Genomic DNA, 22516 nt, shown 5'->3' with positions numbered 1-22516 from the left:
GGCCAAGGTCAACGATGGCTGCCGCGGCGAGGTCGGGGCTGGTGGTTTCACCGGTCCCGGTGGAGGTGCCCAGGTCGACGGCTACGTCTGCTGCGGCGGTCAGGTCGGCCGCTGCTGCGTCGGTGGTGCCGCCGGTGGCGGTGTTGCCGAGGCCAAGGTCGACGATGGCTGCCGCGGCGAGGTCGGGGCTGGTGGTTTCGCCGGTCCCGGTGGCGGTGCCGAGGTTTACGGCTACGTCTGCTGCGGCGGTCAGGTCGGCCGCTGCTGCGTCGGTGGTGCCGCCGGTGGCGGTGTTGCCGAGGCCAAGGTCGACGATGGCTGCCGCGGCGAGGTCGGGGCTGGTGGTTTCGCCGGTCCCGGTGGCAGTGCCGAGGTTGACCGCGGCATCCACTACGGCGGCGACGGCCGTTGAATCGGACGGCGTTGGGTCACCCAGCAGGCCCAACGACGCCGAGTCAGCGGACGCCGCCGCCGAGATGAGGGCAGATGCGGAAAGGTCCGATCCGCTGGTGGTGTCCGCGGCGTTTGCCGCGGTGCAGCCGAGGGCTAGAAGCCCGCCGGCGAAGAGGGTGCCAAGCAGCCCTCTGCGAAGGTTGGAACTCATGGTGATCTCTCCTGAGGAAGTTGAGTAAGGGGCGCTTGTCAGCAACCCGAATGGCCGCGTGCTGCCGCAAAGGGGCAGGCGGGTCTCAACTAGTCAGGAGAAGAACCGGGGTCGAATGACACCGGCGCAGGGGCGTTCTCGGGGGTTTCACCGGCGCAGACAGCGCCGGACAGGGGAAGGTCAAAGTTGAAGGGGCTCAGGAATGCAGCCGAACCAGGGGAGCCCGCGGGCGCAGCTCCGCTGCCCGTACCGGAGCCGGGGGCAGCAGGTGCCTGTGCTGGTGCGGGGGAAGGGTCCGCCGTCCCGGGCTGATTGTGGCTGGAGTCGGATGCGCTGATGGCCGCCGAATGAGGCGAAGAAGTTCCCGCGAGCGCGACGGCACCCTGAGGGGAGGTGGCGCTATCCGGAGCATTACTAATGGATGATTCAACAGCTGCGAGGTTCTCTGCCGGGGCCTGTTGCACGGCACGGGAGGCTTCCGTGGGGACAGCCGGGGCAGCCGCAGGAGGTCCGTCCTCGTAAGCGGCCTCGAGAGGCAGTTCGGGGAGCTCAACTGGCAGCGGTTCCGTTCCAGTCACGAAATCCGAAACGGGTTGCAGGACGGGCTCGAGTACCGGAAGAGTCTCGGTTACGGGTGGAACAACTACTTCCACAACTGCTGTGGTTGCCCCGTCCGCTACTTGAGCGATTGGAGCGGCGACCGCCGTGACGGTACCGGCGGGAACCACCTGGTTCACCACGGGAACCACCGAAACGATGTTGTCCGCGAGGCCCGAAACCTGGCCGACGACCGGCTGCAGCAAGCCTGCAGGCGGCGCAGCAGCAGAAGAGGGCGCAGGAGCAGCCGGGGCAGGAGTGGTGGGTGCAGTGCCAGTCAGCTTGTCGGTTACTGAGGACACCGAGTTTGTAACGCCGCCAAGCAGGGACGTTGTGTCCGAGAGTGCATCGGCAGAAGCGGCTGGAGATGAGAAAGTCAACCAAGTAAGGGTTGCAGCCCCGGCGAGGAGCACAGGCCGCAGGGCACGCCATGGAGAGACAGCGTTAGCCATGCGTACCACCCCCAGTACCGTTGCATTCGACGATGCCTACAGCCTAAGACTGGATGTTGCGGGAAGTCTAGGGTCTCCTAAAACAATTCGACAAAAGTGGAAACTTTTGTAGCAAGCCCATGACAAAGCGTCTTGTGCGAGTCATCTGATTGACCATAAGGGCTCGAGCGCCTCTAGCGCCTAGCTTTGACCGTTATCAACCACTCCAGCTATCAAAAGCGAGTAGCAGCCCTCATCACATCAGATCTGCAAAGCCGGCAGATCACCAATACTTCACTCTCAAGTGAATGTGGCCCGAGCACTGACCTGAAGTTCTTCGTCGGTGGTGATCTACGCCGACGACTATCTGATTCTTGGCCTGAATCCTTGGTGAAGGCCATGCGATACGATGGCTTTTGCCTGGATTGGGCCAGCGACGTGCGGACCTGACCGCTGCGTCCAGAACGCTTCGTATGTTGGAGAAGAGATGGACCGCACTGCTGAGAAATGCCCCCACCTTCAGCCTTGCTGCCGGACTTCCTGTATTCCCCACCTCCTCCTAGGAGACATGGCGGGCGAGTTGTGACCAGCCGCCCTCGTACTGCAGCGCGAAAACGCCGGCCTGGCCGCCCACAGGGGGCAGTTTGGGAGGAGACTCGCAGTCGAATCCTCGAAACGTCCCTGGGACGGTTTTCTACCGGAGGGTTTGGGGATACCGCGGTGAGTGCTCTGGCGAGCGACGCTGGTGTCGCCTCTGCGCTCATCTACTATTACTTTGGCTCCAAGAGTGGATTGTTCCAATCTGTCGTCGAGACTGCGCGGATGCGACTCAAAGAGCGGGTAATCGCGCCCATCCTCGCCGTGGTCGCCCACCAAGGGTCCTTAGAGGCGCGCCTGACCACGCTCGTGAGCGTCCTCGCTCACCGCGGAAGGGACGACATCGGACTTCACAGGCTCATCCTCGCCGGGGATCTCGAGGCGGATATCCCCGAAGTGTTCGCGGTCCGGGAAACCATCGGTGAAGACATCCAGCGTCTGTATTGGGCGGTCGCTGGCCTGAATGAGCACGGCCCGGAAAATGACAGGGAGCGCCAGCTCGTCGCCACTATCGAACTCTTGGTCCTCGGGATCTGGTTGTTTGGGATGCGCAGGCATGGCGTAGAGCGCCTCCCGATCGTCGTCCAAGCATTCATGGACCTTCTTGCCGGGACCCTCTTCGAGGCTGGCGTTGAGGACGAGCCACAGGGCGGCGCGGAAACGCGCCAGGAGGCGCGGACCTCTTCCGAATTACTCGATGGTGATGCCGCACTCGAGGAACGTCTTGCATCAATCGCACTACATCGATTTGCATCGAGCGGCTACGGGAAGACCTCCTTGAAGGAGATCGCGACGTTGGCCGGGGTGACCACCGGCGCAATTTTCCATTACTTCGGCTCCAAAGCAGGCCTCTATCGTATGGCGGGCGCCCTCGGGATCCAACGAATGGTTGACCGATCTGCATATTCAATCGCCTTGGCCGACATACGTGGTAAAGGCAGCCAGCGCGAGCGCGTAAAGGCGCACTTCCAATCAATAGCCGCCACAGTGGAGGACCTCGTCGACAACCACTGGATGGGGTTGCGGGTTCAGGTCGATGCGGAACTTTATCCCGCGTTGGTTGAGATGCGGGACGAGTGGGCGGACGCCCTTGAGCAGCACTACCGCTCGGTCACGGGAGGCGGTGAGCCCTCCTCCGGTTCGGGAGAGGGAGCGCCGGTCCAGGAGCCTTTGCCTGTGCTCCTGGACGTGCTCACACTCGGGACGTCCTGGTTTACTGTCCGCCACGGGACTGGCGCGGCCAAGTCCGCGCTCCTGGGCCTCGAGCGACTAATCGATAGGCAGGTCTGACCTTTTCTAGGCCGTACACCGAACCTTTTAAACCATTCGGTAGTCGCTTATGTTGCGCGGGTTCCAACCGTCGTCGCAACAGTTAGACAAAAGCCACCTGATCCACCTCACCAAGATTCTGGCCCTCGAATGGCCACATGCCGGAATCCGGGTCAACGCAGTGGCACCCGCTTTGTCCGCACGGAGCTGACCGCGTCAACGCTCAGCCGCCTCGAATGGGAAGCCGAGCTGCTGTTCAGGATCCCCATCGGCCGCTTGGCGAGCCGGAAGACATTGCCCGGGCGGTGACATTCCTCCTCAGCGACGCCGCTTCACTAATCACGGGACACACTTTGACCATCGACGGCGGCTACACCATCCGATAATCCAGACTATCCCGCTTCCGCAGACAACACTCCCCCGGGCGCTCACGGTGTCCTTTGTGTGTTCCTGGCGTCCTTGTGCCCAGCGATCTCGGTGATCCGGTACGTGTGATTGAGCTATCCGTTGCTCCGGTTTTCGGTGGTGAGCTGTTGTTGCACAAGAAAGAGGTGCGAACTAAAGCCGCGACCCTTGGAGGGGCTGCATGAGGATCAGTCGTTCTAGGAACGAGAAGTAATATTGATCGGTTAGTTAGGGCGTAAGCGTAGACTTTAACTACGTAGTGTATGAACGAAGGGGTTTACATGAAAATCGGCATTCTCGGAGCAGGAGCCATTGGCGGGACAGTCGCGCGCAAACTGAGCGAAGCTGGACATAAAGTAAAAGTCGCCAATTCCCGTGGTCCCGAATCCATCGACCCCGACATCGTGGCCGCGGGTGCCATGGCGGTAGAGGCTGACGACGTCGTCGCCGATGTCGACGTCCTCGTCATCTCCATACCGCTCAGCCGGATACCCGAAATACAACCCCTCGTCGCGAGGCTCCCGGGCGATGCAGTCATCGTTGACACGTCGAATTACTATCCACACCGCGATGGACAGATCCAGGCGCTCGAGGAGGGGCAGGTCGAAAGCATCTGGGTCACCGAGCAACTCGGACGCCCAGTTGCTAAAGCCTGGAATGCGATCCCTTCAGAATCCTTCCAGAACTCGGGGAAAGACGCAGGCGACTCTGGCCGCATCGCCATTCCCGTCGCCGCGGACCGCGCTGCCGATAAGCAGCTAGCCATGGCTCTCGTCGAGGAAACCGGGTTCGACGCCTTTGACGCCGGTTCCCTCGCGGACTCGTGGCGGCAACAACCCGGAGCGCCCAGCTACTGCACCAACCTCACGCGCCAAGAGATGCCGAAGGCCCTTGCCGCAGCCGACAAGGCCAGGCTCCCGCGCCGCCGGGATATTGTGATATCAGCAGTCATGGAGCGTTTCACCAGCCACACCGACATGAGCGATGACTACCTCGTCCAACTGAACCGAACCATCTACAGCTAACTCCTGCGCCGCTCGATATCAGTGATAGGTCGGCCTAACCATTACCTGTATCGAGCGGCCAAAGGCGATTGACTTTTAGTTATGACCTGAGGACAGGTGCCGTGGCGACCAACGCAGTAGAGCGGGCACCTGGCTAAGGTGGGCCCCCGGTTGGGCCATGCGTGACCAAGAGACGGCGTTACATTGACCTAAGTGCCCGCCCGCAGCAAGGCTTATCCCGGACCGCACAAGACGCCAGGGCCACCGGCTGCGGAATAACTGCCGTTCCGGCACCGACCTAGCGGCTGTCGTTCGGATAGGTGACGCCCAGCTGGGCCCGCACGCCGTCGAAAAGCCGCATGGTGTTCAAGGAGTCCTCCAGCGGCATGACCGGGCTTTCCGTAAGGCCCTGTTGGATGCACCTCGTTACCTCGCGGAGCTCGTAGGTGTACCCGCGGCCCACGATGTCAAAGGATTCCACACGCCGCTCTTCCCACCCGGAGCCAATAACCAGTTCACGCGGATTGTTGATCGAGCCGATGCTCTGAAGGAAGCCTAGACTGCCGGCAACGCTGGCCGTACGCGGACCGTGGGCGAGCAATGAAGATGTCAGTTGTGCCTGGGCACCATGGTTGTATCCAAGCGTTATGGCATTTTGGGCGTCGACGCCGTCGTCATTAAGAAAGCCCGTGGCGCTGACCGTTTGCGGGAATCCAAGGGTCCCCAGCGCCCACAGCAACGGGTACACCGAAAGGTCCAGCAATGCGCCGCCACCGTCCTGCCTGGCCCAAAGCCTTGCGGTGGGCGAATACGGGGCAGGAAACCCGAGATCGGCAGTAACCCAGTGGACGTCGCCGATCTCGCCGGACGCGGCAATCTCGAAGGCCCGTTGCATGCCGGGGAGGAAACGGCTCCACACTGCTTCCATCAGGAACAGTTTCCGGCTCCGGGCGACGTCGATCAGCTCGGCCGCTTCGCGGGCATTGATCGTAAAGGCCTTTTCACACAGGACATGCTTGCCCGCGTTGAGGGCGGCGAGCACGATCTCATGGTGCTGGGCGTGGGGTGTCGCCACGTACACAACATCCACCGCGTCATCGGCGAGCAGCCGCTGGTAGCCGGGCACACCGCCGTCGGCCCCGTAAGCTTTCGCGAAGTCATAGGCAACCGCAAAGGCATCCGCAGTTTCCTGGCCCCGGGAACTGATGGCATAGAGCTCCGCGTCATTCAGCAGGGCAAGGTCCTGCGAGACCGAACGCGCTATCCCGCCGGTTGCGATGATCCCCCAGCGGAGGGGATTTCCTGTTGCGGACCGGGGGTCCGGGTCGGATTGGCTGGACAGCCAGGGCTTGGCGATAGGCGCGCTCATGGAGCAATCCTGTCACAGGCGTGAGCACGCCCACCGTCAGGCGGAGGCGGACACCACCGGCCTGCGCACCGGTTCCTCGGTCAGCTTGCCTTGCTGGAGGCGGAAGCGTCTGTCTGTTTTATTGGCCAGGGCGCGATCGTGCGTGACCACGAGGATGGTGGTGTTGTGGTCCCGGCTGAGGGAGCTGAGGAGCTCGATGATGTGGTCACCGGTCTGCTCGTCGAGGTTTCCCGTGGGTTCGTCGGCCAGGATGAGCTTGGGCTCGTTGGCCAGGGCCCGGGCGATGGCCACCCGCTGCTGCTCGCCGCCGGAAAGCCGGTTGATGCGCCGGTCATGCTTCTCCGGATCCAGCTGGACCTGCACCAGCAGGTCCTTGGCGCGCTGCAGCCGGGTGGCTTTCCGCATGCCCGCGAACTCCATCGGCAGCATCACGTTGTCCACTGCCGAGAGGTTGGGGATCAGGTTGAACTGCTGGAAAACAAATCCGATATCCCGCCGGCGGTACTCGGTGAGCTTCGCGTCAGGCATGCTGGCGAGGCTGACTCCATTCACGACGACGTCCCCGCTGGTGGGCTTGTCGAGGGCGCCGAGGAGGGACAACAGGGTGCTTTTGCCGCTGCCGCTCTTTCCGACGATGGAGGCGAGGGTGCCCTGCTCCAGTTCGAAGCTGACATCGTTGACCGGTTTGATGGTCCGGTCACCGGAGTTGAAAGTGCGGACCAGGTTTTTGACTTCAATCATGGCTATTCTCCTCGCAGGACTTCGATGGGACGGATGCGTGCAGTGAGCAGCGCCGGGACCAGCGCGCCGATGATGGCGACGCTGAAGACGGCGCCAATGCCCGCCGCGATCACACCGGGCGATGCGCTGGCCGTGACGGAGGTGACGAGCTGGGCTGCCCCGCCGAACGGTCCTCCCTGGCCCCCGGGGAATGCGCCGCCGCCCGGTATACCGGCGCCTCCGGCAGCCCCGGCCATGGCGGCCCCGCGCCCGGTGGTGGGAGCCGCCGTCGTGCTGGTGCTGTTGGTGCTGATCAGCGCCGAAGCGATCCCGCCGCTGGCGAAGGAGGCGATGGCCGCGCCCACGGCACTGCCCAGCGCGGCCAGGACCAGTGCTTCGAGGACGAACTGCAGGCCGATGGTGCGGTTGGGGGCGCCGATGGCTTTCAGGACGCCGATTTCCCGGCGGCGTTCGCGCACCAGCATCACCATGATCAGCAGGATGATCAGGCCGGCCGTGCCGAGGGCTGCGATGAAGGCGATCAAGGAAATGTTCTTGACGCTGCCCAGCGAGCTCAGTGCGGTCTCGAGGTTCTGGCCCTGGGTGACGTCGGCCTTGTCCGTGCCGAGTGCCGTTTCGAGGGCGGCCTTGGCGGAGTCAACGTTCTCCAGCGAGTCCACTGTCACGATCATGCTGGCGAGCTCGCCCGGAAGTCCGGCGAGGGTCTGGGCTGTTGGAAGCGTGACATAGACGGCGTTGTTGCCGAAGGCAGTTCCGGCGTCGAACAGGCCGGCCACCGTGTAGGTATGGTCGTTGATGGTGAAGGTGGACCCGACGGTGAGGCTGTTCTTCTCGGCCAGCGTGGTTCCGAGCAGGGCGCTGCTGGACTCGGCGGTGTAGTCACCGAGGCCCGTGCCGTGGGTGATGGTCAGTGCCTTGCCGGTGGTGTCCACCTCCGCGCCGATCCCGGTCGCGGTAATCGGCAATGACCGGACCGGCTGGGTGGCGGTGGTGCCGTTGGCGGCTTGATTTCGTCCGCCCAGTGTTCCGGCGTCGACGGCGGCGGTGAGGCTGGTGGTGAGGGTGGCCGAGGCCTGTCCGCCGGGACCGCCCTGCCAGCCGCCGGGGCTTGCCCCGGTTGCCTGTGAGGCAGCCTCGGTTGCGTTGCGGAGGCGGAGGGACTGGGTTCCGACGACGGCACTGACGTTGGGAACGGCGGCGGCAGTTGCGGCCTGCTCGGCCGTGAGGGGCTCGCCGCCGCCTTCAAAGCCCTGCCCGCCGGCGGGGTTGACGGTCAGGACGGTGCCGACGGAGGCGTTGAGCTCCTGGACTTTGGCTGCGACGGCCTGGTTGGCCACCAGCATGGCCAAAGCCAGGCCGATCGCAACGGCCAGCACGGCAACAACCGCTGCCGTGCGGACCTTGTTTCTGAAGGCATTGCCTACACTGCGGGCAAGGACGCTCACGTTACTCCTAGGTTCCGGTGCCGGCCCAGCAGGCCGGCTTCGGGTCCACTCTCGTGCGGCATCCTGTGTGGGCAACCGGCCCAAGCTGTGTTTGAGCTGTGAAAACGGGCGGAGTGAGAGAGCGTTGGGAAAAAGCGAGCATTAACTGAGAGAGCGTTGGGAATAGAAATGCCCCGGTTCCTGTTTGGAGCCGGGGCATTCTGGGTTTAGTGCTTGATGGTGCGGGGTGTTACTTGGTGATCGGGCCGAGTACCGGATCGTCGGTGTAAGCGGTCTTCACGTTCGCGGCGGTGACGATGACCGGCTCCAGCAGGTAGGCCGGAACCGTCTTGACCCCGTTGTTGTAGGACTTGTCGTCGTTGACCTCAGGCGTCTTGCCGGCCTGGAGGTCCTTGACCATGGTGATGGCGTGCTCTACGAGCTTGCGGGTGTCCTTGTTGATGGTGGAGTACTGCTCGCCGGCCATGATGGACTTGACCGACTCAACCTCGGAGTCCTGCCCGGTGACCACGGGGAGTGGCTTGCCGGCGGCCTTGACGGAGGTCAGGACTGCGCGGGCCAGGGTGTCGTTCGGCGAGAGGACGCCGTCCAGGGACTCGCTGGTGTAGCTGCCGGTGAGCAGGGTGTCTGCGCGGCGCTGGGCGTTTTCAGCCTTCCAGCCCTGGGTTACAGCCTGTTCAAAGCTGGTCTGGCCTGACAGTACCTTGAGCGTGCCGTCGTCGATCTTCGGCTTCAGGACGCTCATCGCGCCGTCGAAGAACACCTTGGCATTGGCGTCGTCCGGGGAGCCGGCGAACAGTTCGATGTTGTACGGGCCGCTGGGCTTCTTGGCCTTGAGGCCTTCCAGCAGGGCCTGGCCCTGGAGTTCGCCCACCTTGAAGTTGTCGTAGGCCACGTAGTAGTCCACGTTCTCGGTGTTCAGCAACAGGCGGTCGTAGGCGATGATGGTGGCGCCGGAATCCTTTGCCTGCTTGAGCTGGGTGCCAAGCTGCGAGCCGTCAATGGCGCCGACGATGATGACCTTGGCACCCTTGGTGACCATGGCGCTGATCTGGTTCTGCTGCTCGGACACGCCGCCGTTGGCGAACTGCACGTCAGCTTTGAAGCCGGCGCCGTTGAGTCCGTCGTTGAACAGCTTCTCTGCCAGGACCCAGTTTTCACTGGTCTTCTGCGGAAGTGCGACGCCGATGGAAGAGCTCTGTTCGAATCCTCCTGCGCCCCCGCTCGCTCCGCCCGATGGGGTTTCCGAGCGGCCACAGCCCGTCAGCGCCAGTGCTGCGATAGCAGCTACCGCTGCGGCCTTCCCTGCTTTACCAATCATTCGCATTGTTGGTTCTCTTTCTTTTTAGTGGTGTAACGCTATTCAGGCCGCAAAGCTCAGGCTTCCCTGGCGATCGCTTCCTTGGTGGAGGTGGTCTCGTCCGGCTGGAGCGGGTTGCTGGGGCCGCCTCCGGCGGGGCGGTTGAAGTTCTGGGTCAGCAGGCCGATGATGGACCTCTTGCCCTGGCTCTTGTTGTAGACGTCGAAGGCGACGGCGATCAGCAGCACGAGGCCCTTGATGATCTGGGTCAGATCGGCGCCGACGCCGAGGAGCTGCAGGCCGTTGTTCAGAACTGCCATCACCAGGCCACCGATGATGGATCCGACAACTGTGCCCACACCGCCGGTAACCGCTGCGCCGCCGATGAAGACTGCCGCGATGGCGTCCAGTTCCCAGCCCACGCCGTCGAACGGGCCCGATGCGGTGGAACGGCCAACGAAGATCATGCCGGCCAGGCCGGCAAGGATGGACATGTTCATCATGACCAGGAAGTTGACCTTCTTGGACTGGACACCGGAGAGTTCGGCTGCGTGGCGGTTGCCGCCGACGGCGTAGACGTGGCGGCCCAGGATGGTCCGGGAGGCGACGAAGCCGTAGATCAGGACCAGGACGGCCAGGATCAGGCCGGGGATGGGGAAGGAGGTGCCCGGACGGCCGGTGGCGAAGAGGTAGGTTGCGTAAAGAATGGCGCCGCAGATCAGGACCAGCTTCAGCGCTGTAACCCACATTTCCGGTACCTCGGCGCCGAGGGCCTTGGCGCGGGCACGGGAGCGCAGCTCACCCCACACCACGAACGCGGCGGCCGCGATGCCCAGCAGCAGGGTGAGGTTGTTGAAGCCGGTGTTGGGGCCCACTTCGGGGAGGTACCCGGATCCGAGGTACTGGAAGTCGTTGGGGACCGGGATGGTGTTGGACTTGCCCACGAACTGGTTGAAGCCGCGGAACAACAGCATACCTGCCAGGGTGACGATGAACGCGGGTATTCCCACGTACGCTGTCCACCAGCCCTGCCATGCCCCGATCACCGCGCCGAGCACCAGGCCCAGGAGCACTCCGGCGTACCAGGGGATACCCCAGTCGCGGATGGCCAGTGCCACGGTGACCCCGACGAACGCGGCCACGGAACCGACCGAAAGGTCGATGTGGCCGGCGATGATCACCAGCACCATGCCGATGGCCAGGATCAGGATGTAGGAGTTGCCGTTGAAGAGGTTGATGACGTTGCCGGGAGTGAGGGTCCGGCCGCTGGTGGCGATCTGGAAGAAGACGATCAGGGCCACCAGGGCGAAGATCATGCCGAATTGGCGGGTATTGCCGCCAAATAGCTTCTTGAGGGCGTTCATTGTTTCAGTCCTTGTGTCCGGAAGGTTCTGGGTGATCCAGAGGGTCAGGCGGCTTTGCGGGCGGAGGTCATCAGTTTCATCAGGCTTTCCTGGCTGGCCTCGTCTTTGTTCAGGACACCGGTGATGGCGCCTTCGAAGATCGTGTAGATACGGTCGGACAGGCCCAGGAGTTCGGGGAGCTCCGAGGAAATGACGATCACTCCCTTGCCCTGGTTGGCCAGCTGCTGGATGATGCCGTAGATCTCGTACTTGGCGCCGACGTCAATGCCGCGGGTGGGTTCGTCCAGGATCAGCAGGTCCGGATCGGTGAACATCCACTTGGCGAGGACCACCTTCTGCTGGTTGCCGCCGGAGAGCTTGGCCACGCCTTCCTCCACGGACGGGGTCTTGGTCCGGAGCGACTTGCGGTACTGCTCCGCCACCGTGAATTCCTGGTTCGGGTCCACCACCGAGTTGCGGCTGATCTTCCGCAGGTTCGCCGCCACAGTGGTGGTTTTGATGTCGTCCAGCAGGTTCAGGCCCAGCGACTTGCGGTCCTCGGTCACGTAGCCCAGCCCGGCGTCGATGGCCTGCCGGACGTTCTTAAGGACCACTTCCTTGCCGTTCTTGTAGATGTGGCCGCTGATGAACCGCCCGTAGGAGCGGCCGAACACGGACCTGGCAAGCTCGGTGCGGCCGGCGCCCATCAGCCCGGCGAAGCCTACGATCTCTCCGCGGCGGACGAAGAAGCTGGAGTTTTTGCATACGAGACGGTCCTGGATCTGTGGGTGGCCCACGGTCCAGTTCTTGACCTCGAACAAGACTTCGCCGATCTTCGGCGTATGGTCCGGGAACCGGGATTCCAGGGTCCGTCCCACCATGCCCTTGATGATGCGGTCCTCGTCCACGCCGTCGGCCTTGACGTCCAGGGTCTCAATGGACTTGCCGTCGCGGATGATGGTGATGGAGTCCGCGATCTGTTCGATCTCGTTGAGCTTGTGCGAAATGATGATGGACGTGATGCCCTTGGCTTTCAGGCCGAGCATCAGATCCAGCAGGTGCTGGGAATCGGATTCGTTCAGCGCGGCAGTGGGTTCGTCCAGGATCAGGATCTTTACGGACTTGTTCAGTGCCTTGGCAATCTCCACCAGCTGCTGCTTGCCGACGCCGATTTCCTTGATGGGGGTGTCCGGGTCATCGCGCAGGCCCACCCGGGCCAGGAGATCCAAGGACCGGAGCCGGGCTTCAGCCCAGTCGATGATGCCGCGCTTGGTGGGCTCGTTGCCCAGGAAGATGTTCTCCATGATGGAGAGCTCCGGGATCAGCGCCAGTTCCTGGTGGATGATCACAATGCCTGCGTGTTCACTGGCCCGGATGTCCCTGAACTGCTGGACCTGGCCCTGGTAGACAATGTCCCCGTCGTAGCTTCCGTACGGGTAGACGCCCGAGAGAACCTTCATCAGGGTGGACTTGCCGGCGCCGTTCTCGCCGCAGATCGCGTGGATCTCGCCGGCCTTCACCCGCAGGCTGACGTTATCCAACGCTTTAACGCCCGGGAATTCCTTGGTAATGGACCGCATCTCGAGGATGATCGGGTCCGTCTGCGTGGTCTGGGACGCCATATTGCCCTAACCCTCCAATGCAATGACTTCTTTGTCCGGCCGGCAAAGCGCAGGGCCGTCTGATGAAAAAGTAAACTGGATCACTCCGGTTGTCGTCAAGTCTTTAACGCATATCCCGGATAACGAAACGGTCTAGGTTTTGCGGATCCCGGCGTGCTGGAACACCAGGGCGGCCGCTCCCAGAGCTTCGGCGCGGTCTCCCAGGGAGGACATGGTGATGGTGGTGGTCTCCCCGATGACGGGGACGGCATGCCGCACCAGCCCCCTCTTGATGGGGTCCAGGAGGAGGTGTCCGAGGCCGGCGAGGGGCCCGCCCACCACGATGACTTCGGGATTGATGAGGTTGGCAACGTTGCCCAGTGCGCGGCCGACGGCGAGCCCCGCGTCGTCGAGGACCCGGAGCGTTGCCGAGTCCCGTGCCAGCGCCTTCCGGACGATGTCCGCAGGGGTCATGGGCCGGTCTTCGCCCCGGCTCAGGAGCTCGATCATGGTGGTGGTGGAGGCGATGGTTTCAAGGCAGCCGCGGTTCCCGCAGCGGCATACAAGGCCCTGTTCGTGGATGGTGGCATGGCCGATCTCGCCGGTGATTCCCACATTGCCGTAATAGGGTGCGCCGTTGAGGATGAGGCCGGCTCCGATGCCGGATCCAATCTTCAAAAACAGCAGGTTGCTGACCCCGGTGTGCTGGCCCCAGGTCACCTCTGACCAGGCCCCGAGATTCGCGTCGTTGTCGATAAAGACGGGGATTTTCAGCCTGTCCTCCAGGTGCTGGAGGATATTGATTCCCACCCACTCGGGCAGGATGGCCCCTTGTGCCACGGTGCCGGTGCGCCGGTCAATCGGGCCGGGGATTCCGACGCCGGCACCCACCACCGCGCTGCGCGCGATACCGCTTTCCTGCAGGAGTTTCTCGAGCAGGACCACTGCCGCCTGGATGCCCTCCTCGGCCTGGTGGCCGAGCGGCAGCGCAACCGATTCCTCGGCGATGACGTGGTAGCTCAACGACGCCAGGACCACGCGCAGATGCCTGCGGCCGAAGTCGATTCCCACCGCCACCGCCCCATTGCTGTTGAGCCTGACATTAAGCGCCCGCCGGCCCGAGCTGGTGATAGGTTCGGTGGACGCCAGGCCCGAATCCAGCATGATTTTGACGATGTTGGAAACCGTTGCGGTGGACAGCCCGGTCTGCCGGGCCAGCTCCGCCTGCGTGGACGGGCCGCCCATCAATGTCTCGATGATCCGTTGCTGGTTAAGTTGCCTCAGGGCCGACTGCGAGCCGGGATTCTTAGGCTTGCTCCTCGTTGAGCGCGAAGTTGCGGGCATGCTTAGAAGATTGCCCCATCCGCACTCTTGTAGTCAAGAAGTTAACGCAAGGTGGCTCGGCGGCAAGAACAAACCGAACAGGATGATCTGCCCGCTGCGATGCGCGCAGAGGTGCAAATGGCCCCCGCTGCGGGCTGCGCGGCATGGCTACTCTGATGTCAGGCCTTCCTTATGCTGGCCGTTCCGACGACGGAAGGTGGCCGCGGTGTTGCTGGCGCTCCTGCAGGCGAATGCTGTTGTGATGGATCTCGAGGCCAATTGCGCCACCATCGACGAAGCGGCGGGTACCGCAGCCGCGGCCGGGGCCGCAGTCCTGGTGACGCCGGAACTTTTTCCCACCGGCTACGCGCCCGGCCGGGTCCGGGCGGAACTGGACCCTGCCGGCCTGCCGGAGCTTCGCAGCAGGCTGGCAGGGATCGCCCGGCGCCACAGGATCGGCCTGGTGTACAGCGTTCCCCGGGTCACCCCGCAGGGGGAGTGGCACATCAGCGCAACCTTGCTCGATGCAGAGGGGGCCAGCCTGCTCACCTACGACAAGGTGCATCTATTCGGCCCCGAGGAGCGGGCGGCCTTCAGCCCCGCGGCCCAGCCTCCCGCCGTCGTACGTTTCAACGGGATCCTCACCTCCATGGTGATCTGCTACGACGTCGAATTCCCTGAGGCGGTCCGGGCCGCTGCGGTGGCCGGCGCCGAACTGCTCCTGGTTCCCACCGCGCTGGCCCACGGGTTCGACGACGTTCCGCAGGTGCTGCTGCGGGCCCGGGCGCTGGAAAGCCAGCTGACCGTGGCCTACGCCAACCACTCCGGCACCGAAGAGGGGTGCCGGTTCCTCGGCGGCAGCGTGATTGCCGGCCCGGACGGTACGCTGCTGACAGCAGCGGGGGAAGAACCTCAACTCATTTATGCGGAGGTGGACGAAGGGTCTGCCGCCCGGGCCCGCAGTGAAGTGCCCTACCTCGCCGAACGCCGGCCGGACCTCTACCGCTCCTGGGACTCCTGACCGTTCAGGCCGGGCAGGACGTCCTCGTACTGCAGGGCAATCCACAGTTCGGCACGGGATTGGGCCTGGCCAAGGTCCATGTCCAGCAGTTCTGCGATGGCATTGATCTGGCGGCGCACGCTGTTCCGGTGCATACCCAGCTCCTTGGCCGTGGCGTCCCAGCTTCCGTTCGCGGCCAGCCATTGCCGCAGGATCCGTAGCTGGGCGTCGCGGCGTTCGGGCTCCAGCTCAAGCACCGGCGCCAGGAGCCGGGCGGCCAGCAGGCCGCCCGCTTCCCTGCCGAGCAGGCCGGTCACGGACCACGTCACCTCTTCCACGCGGGCGCTTTTGCCGGTGGCGATGACCCGGGGCCGCAGTGACGACGCGCGTCGGTAGGCCGCTTCCAGGCCTGACAGTTCGGCCGGTTCACCCACCACCAGGCGCCACCCCAGTTGTTCCACTTCGGCCACCAGCTGGTCATCCACTTTCAACCGGGTCACGGCAGTAAAGCCATAGTCCGTCAGTTCCACCATCTTGCTGTCGAACAGCCGCCGCCACTGCAGCAGTTCCCGGACAGGCCCGTCGTCGGCAGCCGGGGCTTCCGCCGCCCGTATCCCCTGCACCACGCGGACCTGGCCGGAACGGGTTCCCGCCACGCTTTGCGCCAGCAGGTCCTTGAGCCCGTTCAGCTGCCGGGTGTTGCCCCCGGCCAGCGTTTCGGGATGGAGCAGCAGGGCGGTGGCGAGCTGGCTGGGGGCAAGGGAGCCGCTGGTGCGTTGGCGGACCAGCAGTTCCAGGAGTCCCACCACGGATGAGACCACACTGTTCTGGGCTGGGGTCAGCGGCTTCTCCGCGCCGAGCACCAGGCTGCCCAGGGTGGCGTCCTTGCTGCTCCGCAGGGGATGGCCGAACACCAGCGCCGAGCCGGGGGCATCGGACGTTTCTGTTTCCACCCGGGGTCCGCTGCCGGTGAGGAGCTTCTTGAGGAGGGGCTGAAGTTGGGAAGGTTCGACGGCGGCACCCGCCCGGGCGCGCACGCGCCCGTCCGCACCAAACAGGACCGCCCACACCGGCACGCGCTGTGTCAGCGCCGCCAGCAGTTCATGCTCGGGCCGTGCGGAGAGGACGGCGCGCATGAGATGGCGGTTGGTCTCCGCGAGCTGCCGGAAGACCTGCGCATTTCCGGACTCCAGCAATTTGGAGAACTCCAGTCCCAGCGCTGCGAAGGGGACACTGGCGGAAACCTCTACCAAGGTGAGTCCCTGCTGCCGGCACGCGGCCAGCACGTGGTGCGGCACGGCGTCGTAATACGGCTGCAGGCCGAAGCCCAGCGCGGCGACTCCTGCGTCCACAAGCCGGCGGACATACTCACCGGCACGGAAGCCGGCACCGCTGGTGTCCGCGCCCTCCGTGCCCTCACCGGTCCCGCCGCCGCGGAACGGCAGGCCCGCGGTGAGCACAAACTCGCCGTCGAGCAGGTAGGGAGTGGGATCCTCCAACTCGCTCGGCTCCACCCAGCGCAGCGGCACATGGCGGTTGCCGGCGTCGTGCACCACTGACACCGCTGCCGGCAACGCGTCCAGGAACTGTCCCAGTGTGACAGCGTCCAGCTGATCCGGCCCGCCGTCCACCGTTGGTGCATTACGTCTCATGGATGATCACTATAGGTCACTTTGCACTGCCTGAGATGCGGCTCACAGCCCTACTGTGAATGAGGGGAAACCAGTTCCAGCAGCCAACGAAAAGAACGGACGTCAACGATGACTGTGCCTACACTCTCCGGCCGGCCACCGGCCGGGCCGGCCGCCCGTCCCGCTCTGGGCGCACAACTCCTGCGCCGCAAGCCCATCGGGCAGATGGTCAGCGAGGCGGAAAACGCCAGCGGCGGCCCCCGCCTGGTCCGCAGCTTCGGCGTCCTCCAGCTGACCATGATCTCCGTGGGCGCCACCCTGGGCACGGGCATCCTGGTTATCCTGGGTGAATCCGTACCGCTGGCCGGGCCGGCCATCTGGATTTCCTTCGCCATTGCCGGCCTCGCCGCCCTCCTGTCCGCGGTGTCCTACGCGGAGATGGCCGGGCTGGTGCCCGTGGCCGGTTCCAGCTACTCCTACACGTACGCCACCATGGGCGAGGGAATGGCCTGGATCTGCGGCTGGTGCCTGGTGCTGGAGTACGCGGTGTCCGTGGCTGCAGTTGCCGTGGGCGCCGGGCAGTATGTCAATGAGGCCCTCGCGGTGTTTGGTACCGTCCTTCCCGACGCCGTGTCCCAGCCGCCGGGCGATGGCGGCGTGGTGAACATTCCCGCCATGGTCATCGTGGTGCTCGCCACCATCCTCCTGGTCCGCGGCGCGAAGGAAAGTGCCTGGATCAACACCGCCATTGTGGTGGTGAAGGTGGGTATCCTGCTGTTCTTCTGCGCGGTGGCCTTCACCGCCTTCAACGCCGGCAACTTCGAACCGCTGCTGCCCATGGGCGCCGCCGGCGTCTCGGCTGCCGCCTCCCGGGTGTTCTTCTCCTACATCGGCTTCGACGCCGCCTCCACGGCAGGTGAAGAAGCCCGCAACCCGAAACGTGACCTGCCCCGGGCCATCATGCTGTCCATGCTGATCGTCACCACCATCTACGTCCTGGTTGCCGTCGCTGCCATTGGTGCCCGGCCCTGGGGCTGGTTCGACGGTACAGAGGCCGCCCTGGTGAAGATCCTCGAGGAGACCACCGGCCAGCCGTGGATCGCCCTGGTCTTCGCGGTGGGTGCCGTGCTGGCCATCGCCAGCATCGTCCTCACGGTCCTCTACGGGCAGACCCGCATCCTGCTCTCCATGGCCCGCGACGGACTCATTCCCCAGGTCTTTGGCCGCGTCTCCCGCCGCACCGGCACCCCCGTGGCCGGCACGCTCCTGGTGGGAACCGCCGTCGCACTCACCGCCGGGCTGGTCCCGCTGGGCGCCCTCGCGGATGCCACCAGCATCGGCACACTCTTTGCCTTCGCCCTGGTGAACCTTGCCGTGATCTACCTCCGCCGCACCCGGCCGGAACTGGAGCGCACCTTCCGCGTGCCGTTCTTCCCGCTGACGCCCATCCTGGGCGCCGCAATGTGCGCCTACCTGATGGCCAACCTCGGCGCTGATACCTGGCTGGTCTTCGCCCTCTGGATGCTGGTGGGTGTTGCAGCGTACTTTGGCTACGGGCGCCGCAACTCCAAGGTGGCGGCACTGAGCAACGACGAATACCGCGAGCTGTCCGGACCGAAACTTCCACCCGAGCAAACCCCCCAACCGACGAAGGCAGAACTTCCATGACCATCGCCACCGAACTGCCGGCCTCCGACCCGTCCAGTACCTCAGCCGCCCCGGCCGCTGCTCCGGGTGCCGGCGGGGCCGCCGCCGGTCCCATCACCATGCTGAACCCGGACTTCCCGTTCAGCTACGACCACTACCTGGCCCACCCGGACGGGCTGGGGTCCGTGCCGCCCGAACTGCTGGGCACTGAGGTAGCGGTGATCGGTGCGGGTCTTTCAGGCCTGGTCACCGCCTATGAGCTGATGAAGCTGGGGCTGCGGCCGGTGGTGTACGAGGCGGACCGGATCGGCGGGCGCCTGCGCACTGCCTCGTTTCCTGCGGCACCCGGCGTGGTGGCCGATCTAGGCGGCATGCGGTTCCCGGAATCCGGCAAGGCGTTTTACCACTACGTGGACCTGCTGGGCCTGGAGACCGAGGAGTTTCCCAATCCGCTATCCCCGGCAACATCAAGTACCGTGATTGAGTTGGCCGGCCAGAAACATTATGCGGAAAAACCCAGCGACTTGCCCCCGTTCTTCCGTGAAGTGGCGGACGCCTGGAAAGCGGCGGTCAACGACGGGGCCAAGTTCGCCGAGATGCAGCAGGCCATCCGGGCCAGGGATACCGGCCGGATCAAGGAACTGTGGAACGAACTGCTGCCGCTGATGGACGAGCAGACCTTCTACGGCTTCATCGCAGCCAGCGACTCCTTTAAGAAGGCAGGGTTCGCGCACCGGGAGGCCTTCGGCCAGGTGGGCTTCGGCACCGGCGGCTGGGACACCGATTTCCCCAACTCCATCCTGGAAATCCTGCGCGTGGTGTACACGGACGCTGACGACCAGCACCGGCTCATCAGCGGGGGAGCGCAGCGCCTGCCCGAGGCACTCTGGCAGCACGCGCCGTCGGGCATGGCCCACTGGCCGGAAGGGACCTCCCTGTCGTCGCTGCACTCCGGTTCGCCCCGCGGCGCCGTGGGCAGGATCAGCCGGGACCCGGACGGAAACCTGCGGATCCGTGAACGCTGGGGCCGCGAGGCCAGCTACCCGGCAGTGGTGACCACCTGCCAGTCCTGGCTCCTGTCCACCCGGATCCATACCGAAGAGGCGCTGTTCCCGCCGGAACTTTGGACGGCCATCGAGCGCTCGCACTACATGCAGTCCTCCAAGACGTTTGTGATGGTGGACCGGCCCTTCTGGAAGGACATCGACCCGGACACCGGCAACGAGGTGCTCTCGATGACCCTCACAGACCGACTCAACCGCGCCACATACCTTCTGGACAACGGCCCGGACCAGCCCGCCGTCATCCTGCTCTCCTACACGTGGAACGACGACGCGCTGAAGTGGCTGGCCCTGGACGCGGACGAGCGGGTGGAACTGATGTTGCATTCGCTTGAGCAGATCTACCCGGGAGTGGACATCGCCGGCCACATCGTGGGCCAGCCCATCACCGTCTCCTGGGAGGCCGACCCCAACTTCATGGGCGCCTTCAAAGCCAACCTGCCCGGGCACTACCGCTACCAGCAGCGGCTGTTCACCCACTTCAAGCAGGACAAACTGCCCGAATCCCAGCGCGGCATCTTCCTTGCCGGGGACGACGTTTCCTTCACGGCCGGCTGGGCCGAAGGCGCCGTCACCACGGGCCTGAACGCCGTGTGGGGAGTGCTGAACCACCTGGGCGGCGCCTCGGCTCCTTCCAACCCGGGACCCGGCGAACTGCTCGACGAGATTGGCCCTATTTCGTTGGACTGAGCCTTGCCCCGGGAGGTTAGGGGGCGGGTGGGGACTCAGGCGTGAAGCTCCCGGTGCGCGGCGGCCAACTCCACGTAGCGCGCCGCGTTGGCCCGGACGCCGTCGTACTCCTCATCGGTGAGTTCGCGGCGCACCTTGCCCGGGACGCCCGCCACGAGCGAGCGGGGCGGGACCACCGTGCCTTCGAGCACTACGGCGCCGGCCGCCACAAGCGAGCCGGCGCCGATCACCGCGCCGTTAAGTACTGTCGCGCCCATGCCGATCAGGCAGTCATCCTCCACAGTGCAGCCGTGGACGACGGCGGCGTGCCCCACGCTGACGCGTGCGCCCACGGTGCAGGGGAAGCCGGGGTCCGCGTGCAGGACCACGTTGTCCTGCAGGTTGCTGCCGGCGCCCACCGAGATGGCCGCAGTATCAGCGCGGACGGAGACGCCGTAGAAGGCGCTCGAGTCCGCGGCCAGGGTGGCGTTGCCGATGATCGACGCCGTGGGGGCGACGAAAGCTGAGTCATGGACGGCCGGGGTGTTCCCGGCGAAGGGGTAGAGAGGAGCCATGGCCCAAGCCTAGGACATCCCTCCCTGCGCCCAACCAACCAGGGCCAAAGTGTCGTTTTGCAGGCTCAGGACACTTGGCGCCCCCTACTTGGGGCCAGGGGTGCGCAGGACCAGGAACTGGTAGTGCTGGATCCAGTGCCCGGCTCCGGGGCCTGACTCGGCCCCCGTTCCCTCCGGCCACGTCTGGAAGTGCTCGATGTGGCCGTGCCTGCCGAAAATCCGGTGGAGGGCAGCATCGCTGCGCCTGCTGAAAAAGCGCCGGGGCACGTCGTGGTCCTCCGGGTTCAGGACTTCCTCGTCGTTCCCGGACCAGAGCCCGACGGCGATTGGCGAGCCGGGCGCACAAACCCGCACCAGCTCCCCAACGACGTCATGAATCCGGCTGTTGGGAACGTGCAGCAGGGTGCTCATGGTCCAGGCAGCCGAAAAAGAATCGTCCCGGAAGGGCAGGCTCCGGCCGCTGGCCACGCTTGCTTCAAGGCCTTTGGCCCGCGCCAGCCGGACGCTCTGGCCGGACAGGTCAACCCCGCAGTAATGCAGGCCCGCGCGTACGAACTCGACGCCCTCGACGCCCGTGCCGCATCCGAGCTCGAACAGCGAGTGGCGGTGTTCGTCCTTGAGCAGGCGGATGAACCACTCCCGGCACTGCACCCGGGCCGGGGTCATGGCGCGGGTGCTGCCGGCGGCTGCCTCCCGGTCGTAGAACCCGGCAAGGTCGGCTTCGTGGTCCGCTTGCTCCGGAATGCCCTGCATGCTTTCGTGCCCCCTGCTGCGGACGAAGCGCTAGTTAAAGACGACAGTCCGGTTGCCATCGAGCAGCACCCGGTGTTCCGCGTGCCACTGCACCGCCTGGACCAGCGTGCGGCCTTCCACATCCCGGCCCATCTGGACGAACTGCTCCGGGGTACGGGCGTGGTCCACGCGGATGACTTCCTGTTCGATGATGGGACCTTCGTCCAGGGCGGCCGTCACGTAGTGGGCCGTGGCCCCGATCAGCTTCACGCCGCGGGCGTGGGCCTGGTGGTAAGGCTTCGCACCCTTAAAGGACGGCAGGAACGAGTGGTGGATGTTGATGGCCTTGCCGGTGAGATCGGTGCAGAGCTCGTCCGAGAGGATCTGCATGTACCGGGCCAGGACCGTCAGTTCGATGTCGTGCTCGGCGATGATGGCCCGGAGCTTGTCCTCCGCCTGGACCTTGGTGTCCCTGGTGACCGGAATGTGGTGGAAGGGAATGCCGTAGAACTCGGCCAGCCCGGCGAGGTCCTGGTGGTTGGACACGATGGCGGGGATTTCAACGGGCAGGGTGCCGGAGCGCTGCTGGAACAGCAGGTCGTTGAGGCAGTGGGCGGAGGTGCTGGCCATCACCAGCGTGCGGACCTTCTGGCCCACGGCGTTGAGGCTCCACTGCATGCCGAACGCCCCGGCCACCGGCTCCAGGGCGGCCCGAAGCTCGGAGGCGGGGGCCGCCGTCGTGACCTCCACGCGCATAAAGAAGTTGCCCGTGGCGGGGCTGCCGTACTGCTGTGAATCCGTAATATTGCACCCTGCCACCAGCAGGGCTCCGGTGACCGCATGGACAATTCCCGGGCGGTCCGGGCAGGACAGGGTTACTACGTACGCTTGGTTCAGCTGCTCTTCACTCACGCGTACAAGCCTACCCGCGCAGCAGGGCCGGGATTTGGTACGCTGGGAAGGTCGCAACTGGCGTTGGGTGGCTAACCACCAGGGAGCGGCAATCACGAAGACCACGGATCGTACGCCTGGGCCGAGGGTCATGTCTTGCCGGAAATTGGGGCTGCACTGCGTCAGTACTGCAGCGCCATGCCCGCGCTTGATCGCACCGTCATAAGCGGTGTGGCAGCGTGCCAGCCGGTAGCCTGACCTAAGCAGTGCCCGTATCCCTA

Annotated in this window: 18 protein-coding genes, 2 pseudogenes and 1 riboswitch; of the genes and pseudogenes, 7 read left to right on the top strand and 13 right to left on the bottom strand. The window is 64.8% G+C overall.

Annotated elements, in window-relative coordinates; translation table 11 throughout:
• A pseudogene (locus tag ARTSIC4J27_RS14825) lies at window positions 1-604 on the bottom strand (hypothetical protein); the annotation flags it as partial.
• A gap of 89 nt (window positions 605-693) precedes the next feature.
• Window positions 694-1581, bottom strand: a complete 888-nt coding sequence (locus ARTSIC4J27_RS14820) for a hypothetical protein (protein ID WP_235436689.1) — start codon at window positions 1579-1581, stop codon at window positions 694-696.
• 558 nt (window positions 1582-2139) lie between these two features.
• On the opposite strand from ARTSIC4J27_RS14820, the pseudogene ARTSIC4J27_RS23580 reads away from it, so the two are divergent.
• The 4 genes and pseudogenes from ARTSIC4J27_RS23580 to ARTSIC4J27_RS14810 form a co-directional block, all read left to right on the top strand.
• Window positions 2140-2424: pseudogene (locus ARTSIC4J27_RS23580) on the top strand (TetR/AcrR family transcriptional regulator); the annotation flags it as partial.
• Window positions 2425-2454: 30 nt separating this feature from the next.
• Complete coding sequence (locus ARTSIC4J27_RS14815) at window positions 2455-3519, top strand: TetR/AcrR family transcriptional regulator (RefSeq protein WP_235436688.1); 1065 nt, start codon at window positions 2455-2457, stop codon at window positions 3517-3519.
• A 137-nt stretch (window positions 3520-3656) separates the two neighbouring features.
• Complete coding sequence (locus ARTSIC4J27_RS22225) at window positions 3657-3884, top strand: SDR family oxidoreductase (RefSeq protein ID WP_200900838.1); 228 nt, start codon at window positions 3657-3659, stop codon at window positions 3882-3884.
• A gap of 300 nt (window positions 3885-4184) precedes the next feature.
• Window positions 4185-4928, top strand: a complete 744-nt coding sequence (locus ARTSIC4J27_RS14810) for an NADPH-dependent F420 reductase (RefSeq protein ID WP_050055943.1) — start codon at window positions 4185-4187, stop codon at window positions 4926-4928.
• Window positions 4929-5205: 277 nt separating this feature from the next.
• Here the strand turns inward: ARTSIC4J27_RS14810 and ARTSIC4J27_RS14805 are convergent, their stop codons facing one another.
• The 7 genes from ARTSIC4J27_RS14805 to ARTSIC4J27_RS14775 all read right to left on the bottom strand — a co-directional run bounded on the left by ARTSIC4J27_RS14805 (window position 5206) and on the right by ARTSIC4J27_RS14775 (window position 14050).
• Window positions 5206-6276: a Gfo/Idh/MocA family protein gene (locus tag ARTSIC4J27_RS14805; protein ID WP_050055942.1), complete on the bottom strand. Its 1071-nt coding sequence runs from the start codon at window positions 6274-6276 to the stop codon at window positions 5206-5208.
• 36 nt (window positions 6277-6312) lie between these two features.
• Window positions 6313-7017 carry an ABC transporter ATP-binding protein gene (locus ARTSIC4J27_RS14800; protein WP_050055941.1) on the bottom strand — a complete coding sequence of 235 codons (705 nt, stop codon included), beginning with the start codon at window positions 7015-7017 and terminating at the stop codon, window positions 6313-6315.
• Between the two features lie 2 nt (window positions 7018-7019).
• Entirely contained in the window at window positions 7020-8462 is a 1443-nt protein-coding gene (locus ARTSIC4J27_RS14795) for an ABC transporter permease (RefSeq protein ID WP_050055940.1), read from the bottom strand.
• Between the two features lie 229 nt (window positions 8463-8691).
• Window positions 8692-9789, bottom strand: a complete 1098-nt coding sequence (locus tag ARTSIC4J27_RS14790; protein ID WP_050055939.1) for a substrate-binding domain-containing protein — start codon at window positions 9787-9789, stop codon at window positions 8692-8694.
• A 50-nt stretch (window positions 9790-9839) separates the two neighbouring features.
• On the bottom strand, window positions 9840-11126 hold the full coding sequence (gene mmsB / locus ARTSIC4J27_RS14785) for a multiple monosaccharide ABC transporter permease (protein WP_050055938.1): 1287 nt from the start codon (window positions 11124-11126) through the stop codon (window positions 9840-9842).
• Between the two features lie 44 nt (window positions 11127-11170).
• Window positions 11171-12727: a multiple monosaccharide ABC transporter ATP-binding protein gene (gene mmsA / locus ARTSIC4J27_RS14780; protein ID WP_050055937.1), complete on the bottom strand. Its 1557-nt coding sequence runs from the start codon at window positions 12725-12727 to the stop codon at window positions 11171-11173.
• 132 nt (window positions 12728-12859) lie between these two features.
• Window positions 12860-14050: an ROK family transcriptional regulator gene (locus tag ARTSIC4J27_RS14775; protein ID WP_050055936.1), complete on the bottom strand. Its 1191-nt coding sequence runs from the start codon at window positions 14048-14050 to the stop codon at window positions 12860-12862.
• A 205-nt stretch (window positions 14051-14255) separates the two neighbouring features.
• On the opposite strand from ARTSIC4J27_RS14775, the gene ARTSIC4J27_RS14770 reads away from it, so the two are divergent.
• Window positions 14256-15050 carry a carbon-nitrogen hydrolase family protein gene (locus ARTSIC4J27_RS14770; RefSeq protein WP_235436686.1) on the top strand — a complete coding sequence of 265 codons (795 nt, stop codon included), beginning with the start codon at window positions 14256-14258 and terminating at the stop codon, window positions 15048-15050.
• Here the strand turns inward: ARTSIC4J27_RS14770 and ARTSIC4J27_RS14765 are convergent.
• Complete coding sequence (locus ARTSIC4J27_RS14765) at window positions 15029-16681, bottom strand: PucR family transcriptional regulator (RefSeq protein ID WP_050055935.1); 1653 nt, start codon at window positions 16679-16681, stop codon at window positions 15029-15031. The two genes, ARTSIC4J27_RS14770 and ARTSIC4J27_RS14765, sit on opposite strands and share 22 nt — an antisense overlap.
• Window positions 16682-16789: 108 nt before the next feature.
• Here ARTSIC4J27_RS14765 and ARTSIC4J27_RS14760 point away from each other — a divergent pair, with 108 nt between their 5' ends.
• Window positions 16790-18328, top strand: coding sequence for an amino acid permease (locus tag ARTSIC4J27_RS14760; protein WP_050055934.1), 1539 nt, complete (start codon window positions 16790-16792; stop codon window positions 18326-18328).
• On the top strand, window positions 18325-20058 hold the full coding sequence (locus tag ARTSIC4J27_RS14755; RefSeq protein ID WP_200900837.1) for a flavin monoamine oxidase family protein: 1734 nt from the start codon (window positions 18325-18327) through the stop codon (window positions 20056-20058). Before ARTSIC4J27_RS14760 ends, ARTSIC4J27_RS14755 begins: the two co-directional genes overlap by 4 nt.
• Window positions 20059-20093: 35 nt before the next feature.
• On the opposite strand, the gene ARTSIC4J27_RS14750 is transcribed toward ARTSIC4J27_RS14755, so the two are convergent.
• The 3 genes from ARTSIC4J27_RS14750 to purU form a co-directional block, all read right to left on the bottom strand.
• Window positions 20094-20612, bottom strand: a complete 519-nt coding sequence (locus ARTSIC4J27_RS14750) for a gamma carbonic anhydrase family protein (RefSeq protein ID WP_050055933.1) — start codon at window positions 20610-20612, stop codon at window positions 20094-20096.
• 84 nt (window positions 20613-20696) lie between these two features.
• Window positions 20697-21365 (bottom strand): class I SAM-dependent methyltransferase, encoded by a 669-nt coding sequence (locus tag ARTSIC4J27_RS14745; RefSeq protein WP_050055932.1) that lies wholly within the window; start codon window positions 21363-21365, stop codon window positions 20697-20699.
• 30 nt (window positions 21366-21395) lie between these two features.
• Window positions 21396-22256 carry a formyltetrahydrofolate deformylase gene (purU, locus tag ARTSIC4J27_RS14740; protein ID WP_050055931.1) on the bottom strand — a complete coding sequence of 287 codons (861 nt, stop codon included), beginning with the start codon at window positions 22254-22256 and terminating at the stop codon, window positions 21396-21398.
• A 43-nt stretch (window positions 22257-22299) separates the two neighbouring features.
• Window positions 22300-22385: riboswitch (ZMP/ZTP riboswitch) on the top strand.
• Window positions 22386-22516: the final 131 nt, after the last annotated feature.

The organism is Pseudarthrobacter siccitolerans, from assembly GCF_001046895.1.
In the GTDB taxonomy this organism is placed as follows: Bacteria; Actinomycetota; Actinomycetes; order Actinomycetales; family Micrococcaceae; genus Arthrobacter; species Arthrobacter siccitolerans.
This window is presented reverse-complemented; position numbering and strand designations above follow the sequence as displayed.

Excerpts from the sequence above, each read along its gene's own strand:
- ARTSIC4J27_RS14815 (WP_235436688.1), top strand. The coding sequence starts at position 2,455 with ATGCGACTCAAAGAGCGGGTAATCGCGCCCATCCTCGCCGTGGTCGCC.
- ARTSIC4J27_RS22225 (WP_200900838.1), top strand. The coding sequence starts at position 3,657 with ATGCCGGAATCCGGGTCAACGCAGTGGCACCCGCTTTGTCCGCACGGA.
- ARTSIC4J27_RS14810 (WP_050055943.1), top strand. The coding sequence starts at position 4,185 with ATGAAAATCGGCATTCTCGGAGCAGGAGCCATTGGCGGGACAGTCGCG.
- ARTSIC4J27_RS14805 (WP_050055942.1), bottom strand. The coding sequence starts at position 6,276 with ATGAGCGCGCCTATCGCCAAGCCCTGGCTGTCCAGCCAATCCGACCCG.
- ARTSIC4J27_RS14800 (WP_050055941.1), bottom strand. The coding sequence starts at position 7,017 with ATGATTGAAGTCAAAAACCTGGTCCGCACTTTCAACTCCGGTGACCGG.
- ARTSIC4J27_RS14790 (WP_050055939.1), bottom strand. The coding sequence starts at position 9,789 with ATGCGAATGATTGGTAAAGCAGGGAAGGCCGCAGCGGTAGCTGCTATC.
- mmsB (WP_050055938.1), bottom strand. The coding sequence starts at position 11,126 with ATGAACGCCCTCAAGAAGCTATTTGGCGGCAATACCCGCCAATTCGGC.
- mmsA (WP_050055937.1), bottom strand. The coding sequence starts at position 12,727 with ATGGCGTCCCAGACCACGCAGACGGACCCGATCATCCTCGAGATGCGG.
- ARTSIC4J27_RS14775 (WP_050055936.1), bottom strand. The coding sequence starts at position 14,050 with ATGCCCGCAACTTCGCGCTCAACGAGGAGCAAGCCTAAGAATCCCGGC.
- ARTSIC4J27_RS14765 (WP_050055935.1), bottom strand. The coding sequence starts at position 16,681 with ATGAGACGTAATGCACCAACGGTGGACGGCGGGCCGGATCAGCTGGAC.
- ARTSIC4J27_RS14760 (WP_050055934.1), top strand. The coding sequence starts at position 16,790 with ATGACTGTGCCTACACTCTCCGGCCGGCCACCGGCCGGGCCGGCCGCC.
- ARTSIC4J27_RS14755 (WP_200900837.1), top strand. The coding sequence starts at position 18,325 with ATGACCATCGCCACCGAACTGCCGGCCTCCGACCCGTCCAGTACCTCA.
- ARTSIC4J27_RS14750 (WP_050055933.1), bottom strand. The coding sequence starts at position 20,612 with ATGGCTCCTCTCTACCCCTTCGCCGGGAACACCCCGGCCGTCCATGAC.
- ARTSIC4J27_RS14745 (WP_050055932.1), bottom strand. The coding sequence starts at position 21,365 with ATGCAGGGCATTCCGGAGCAAGCGGACCACGAAGCCGACCTTGCCGGG.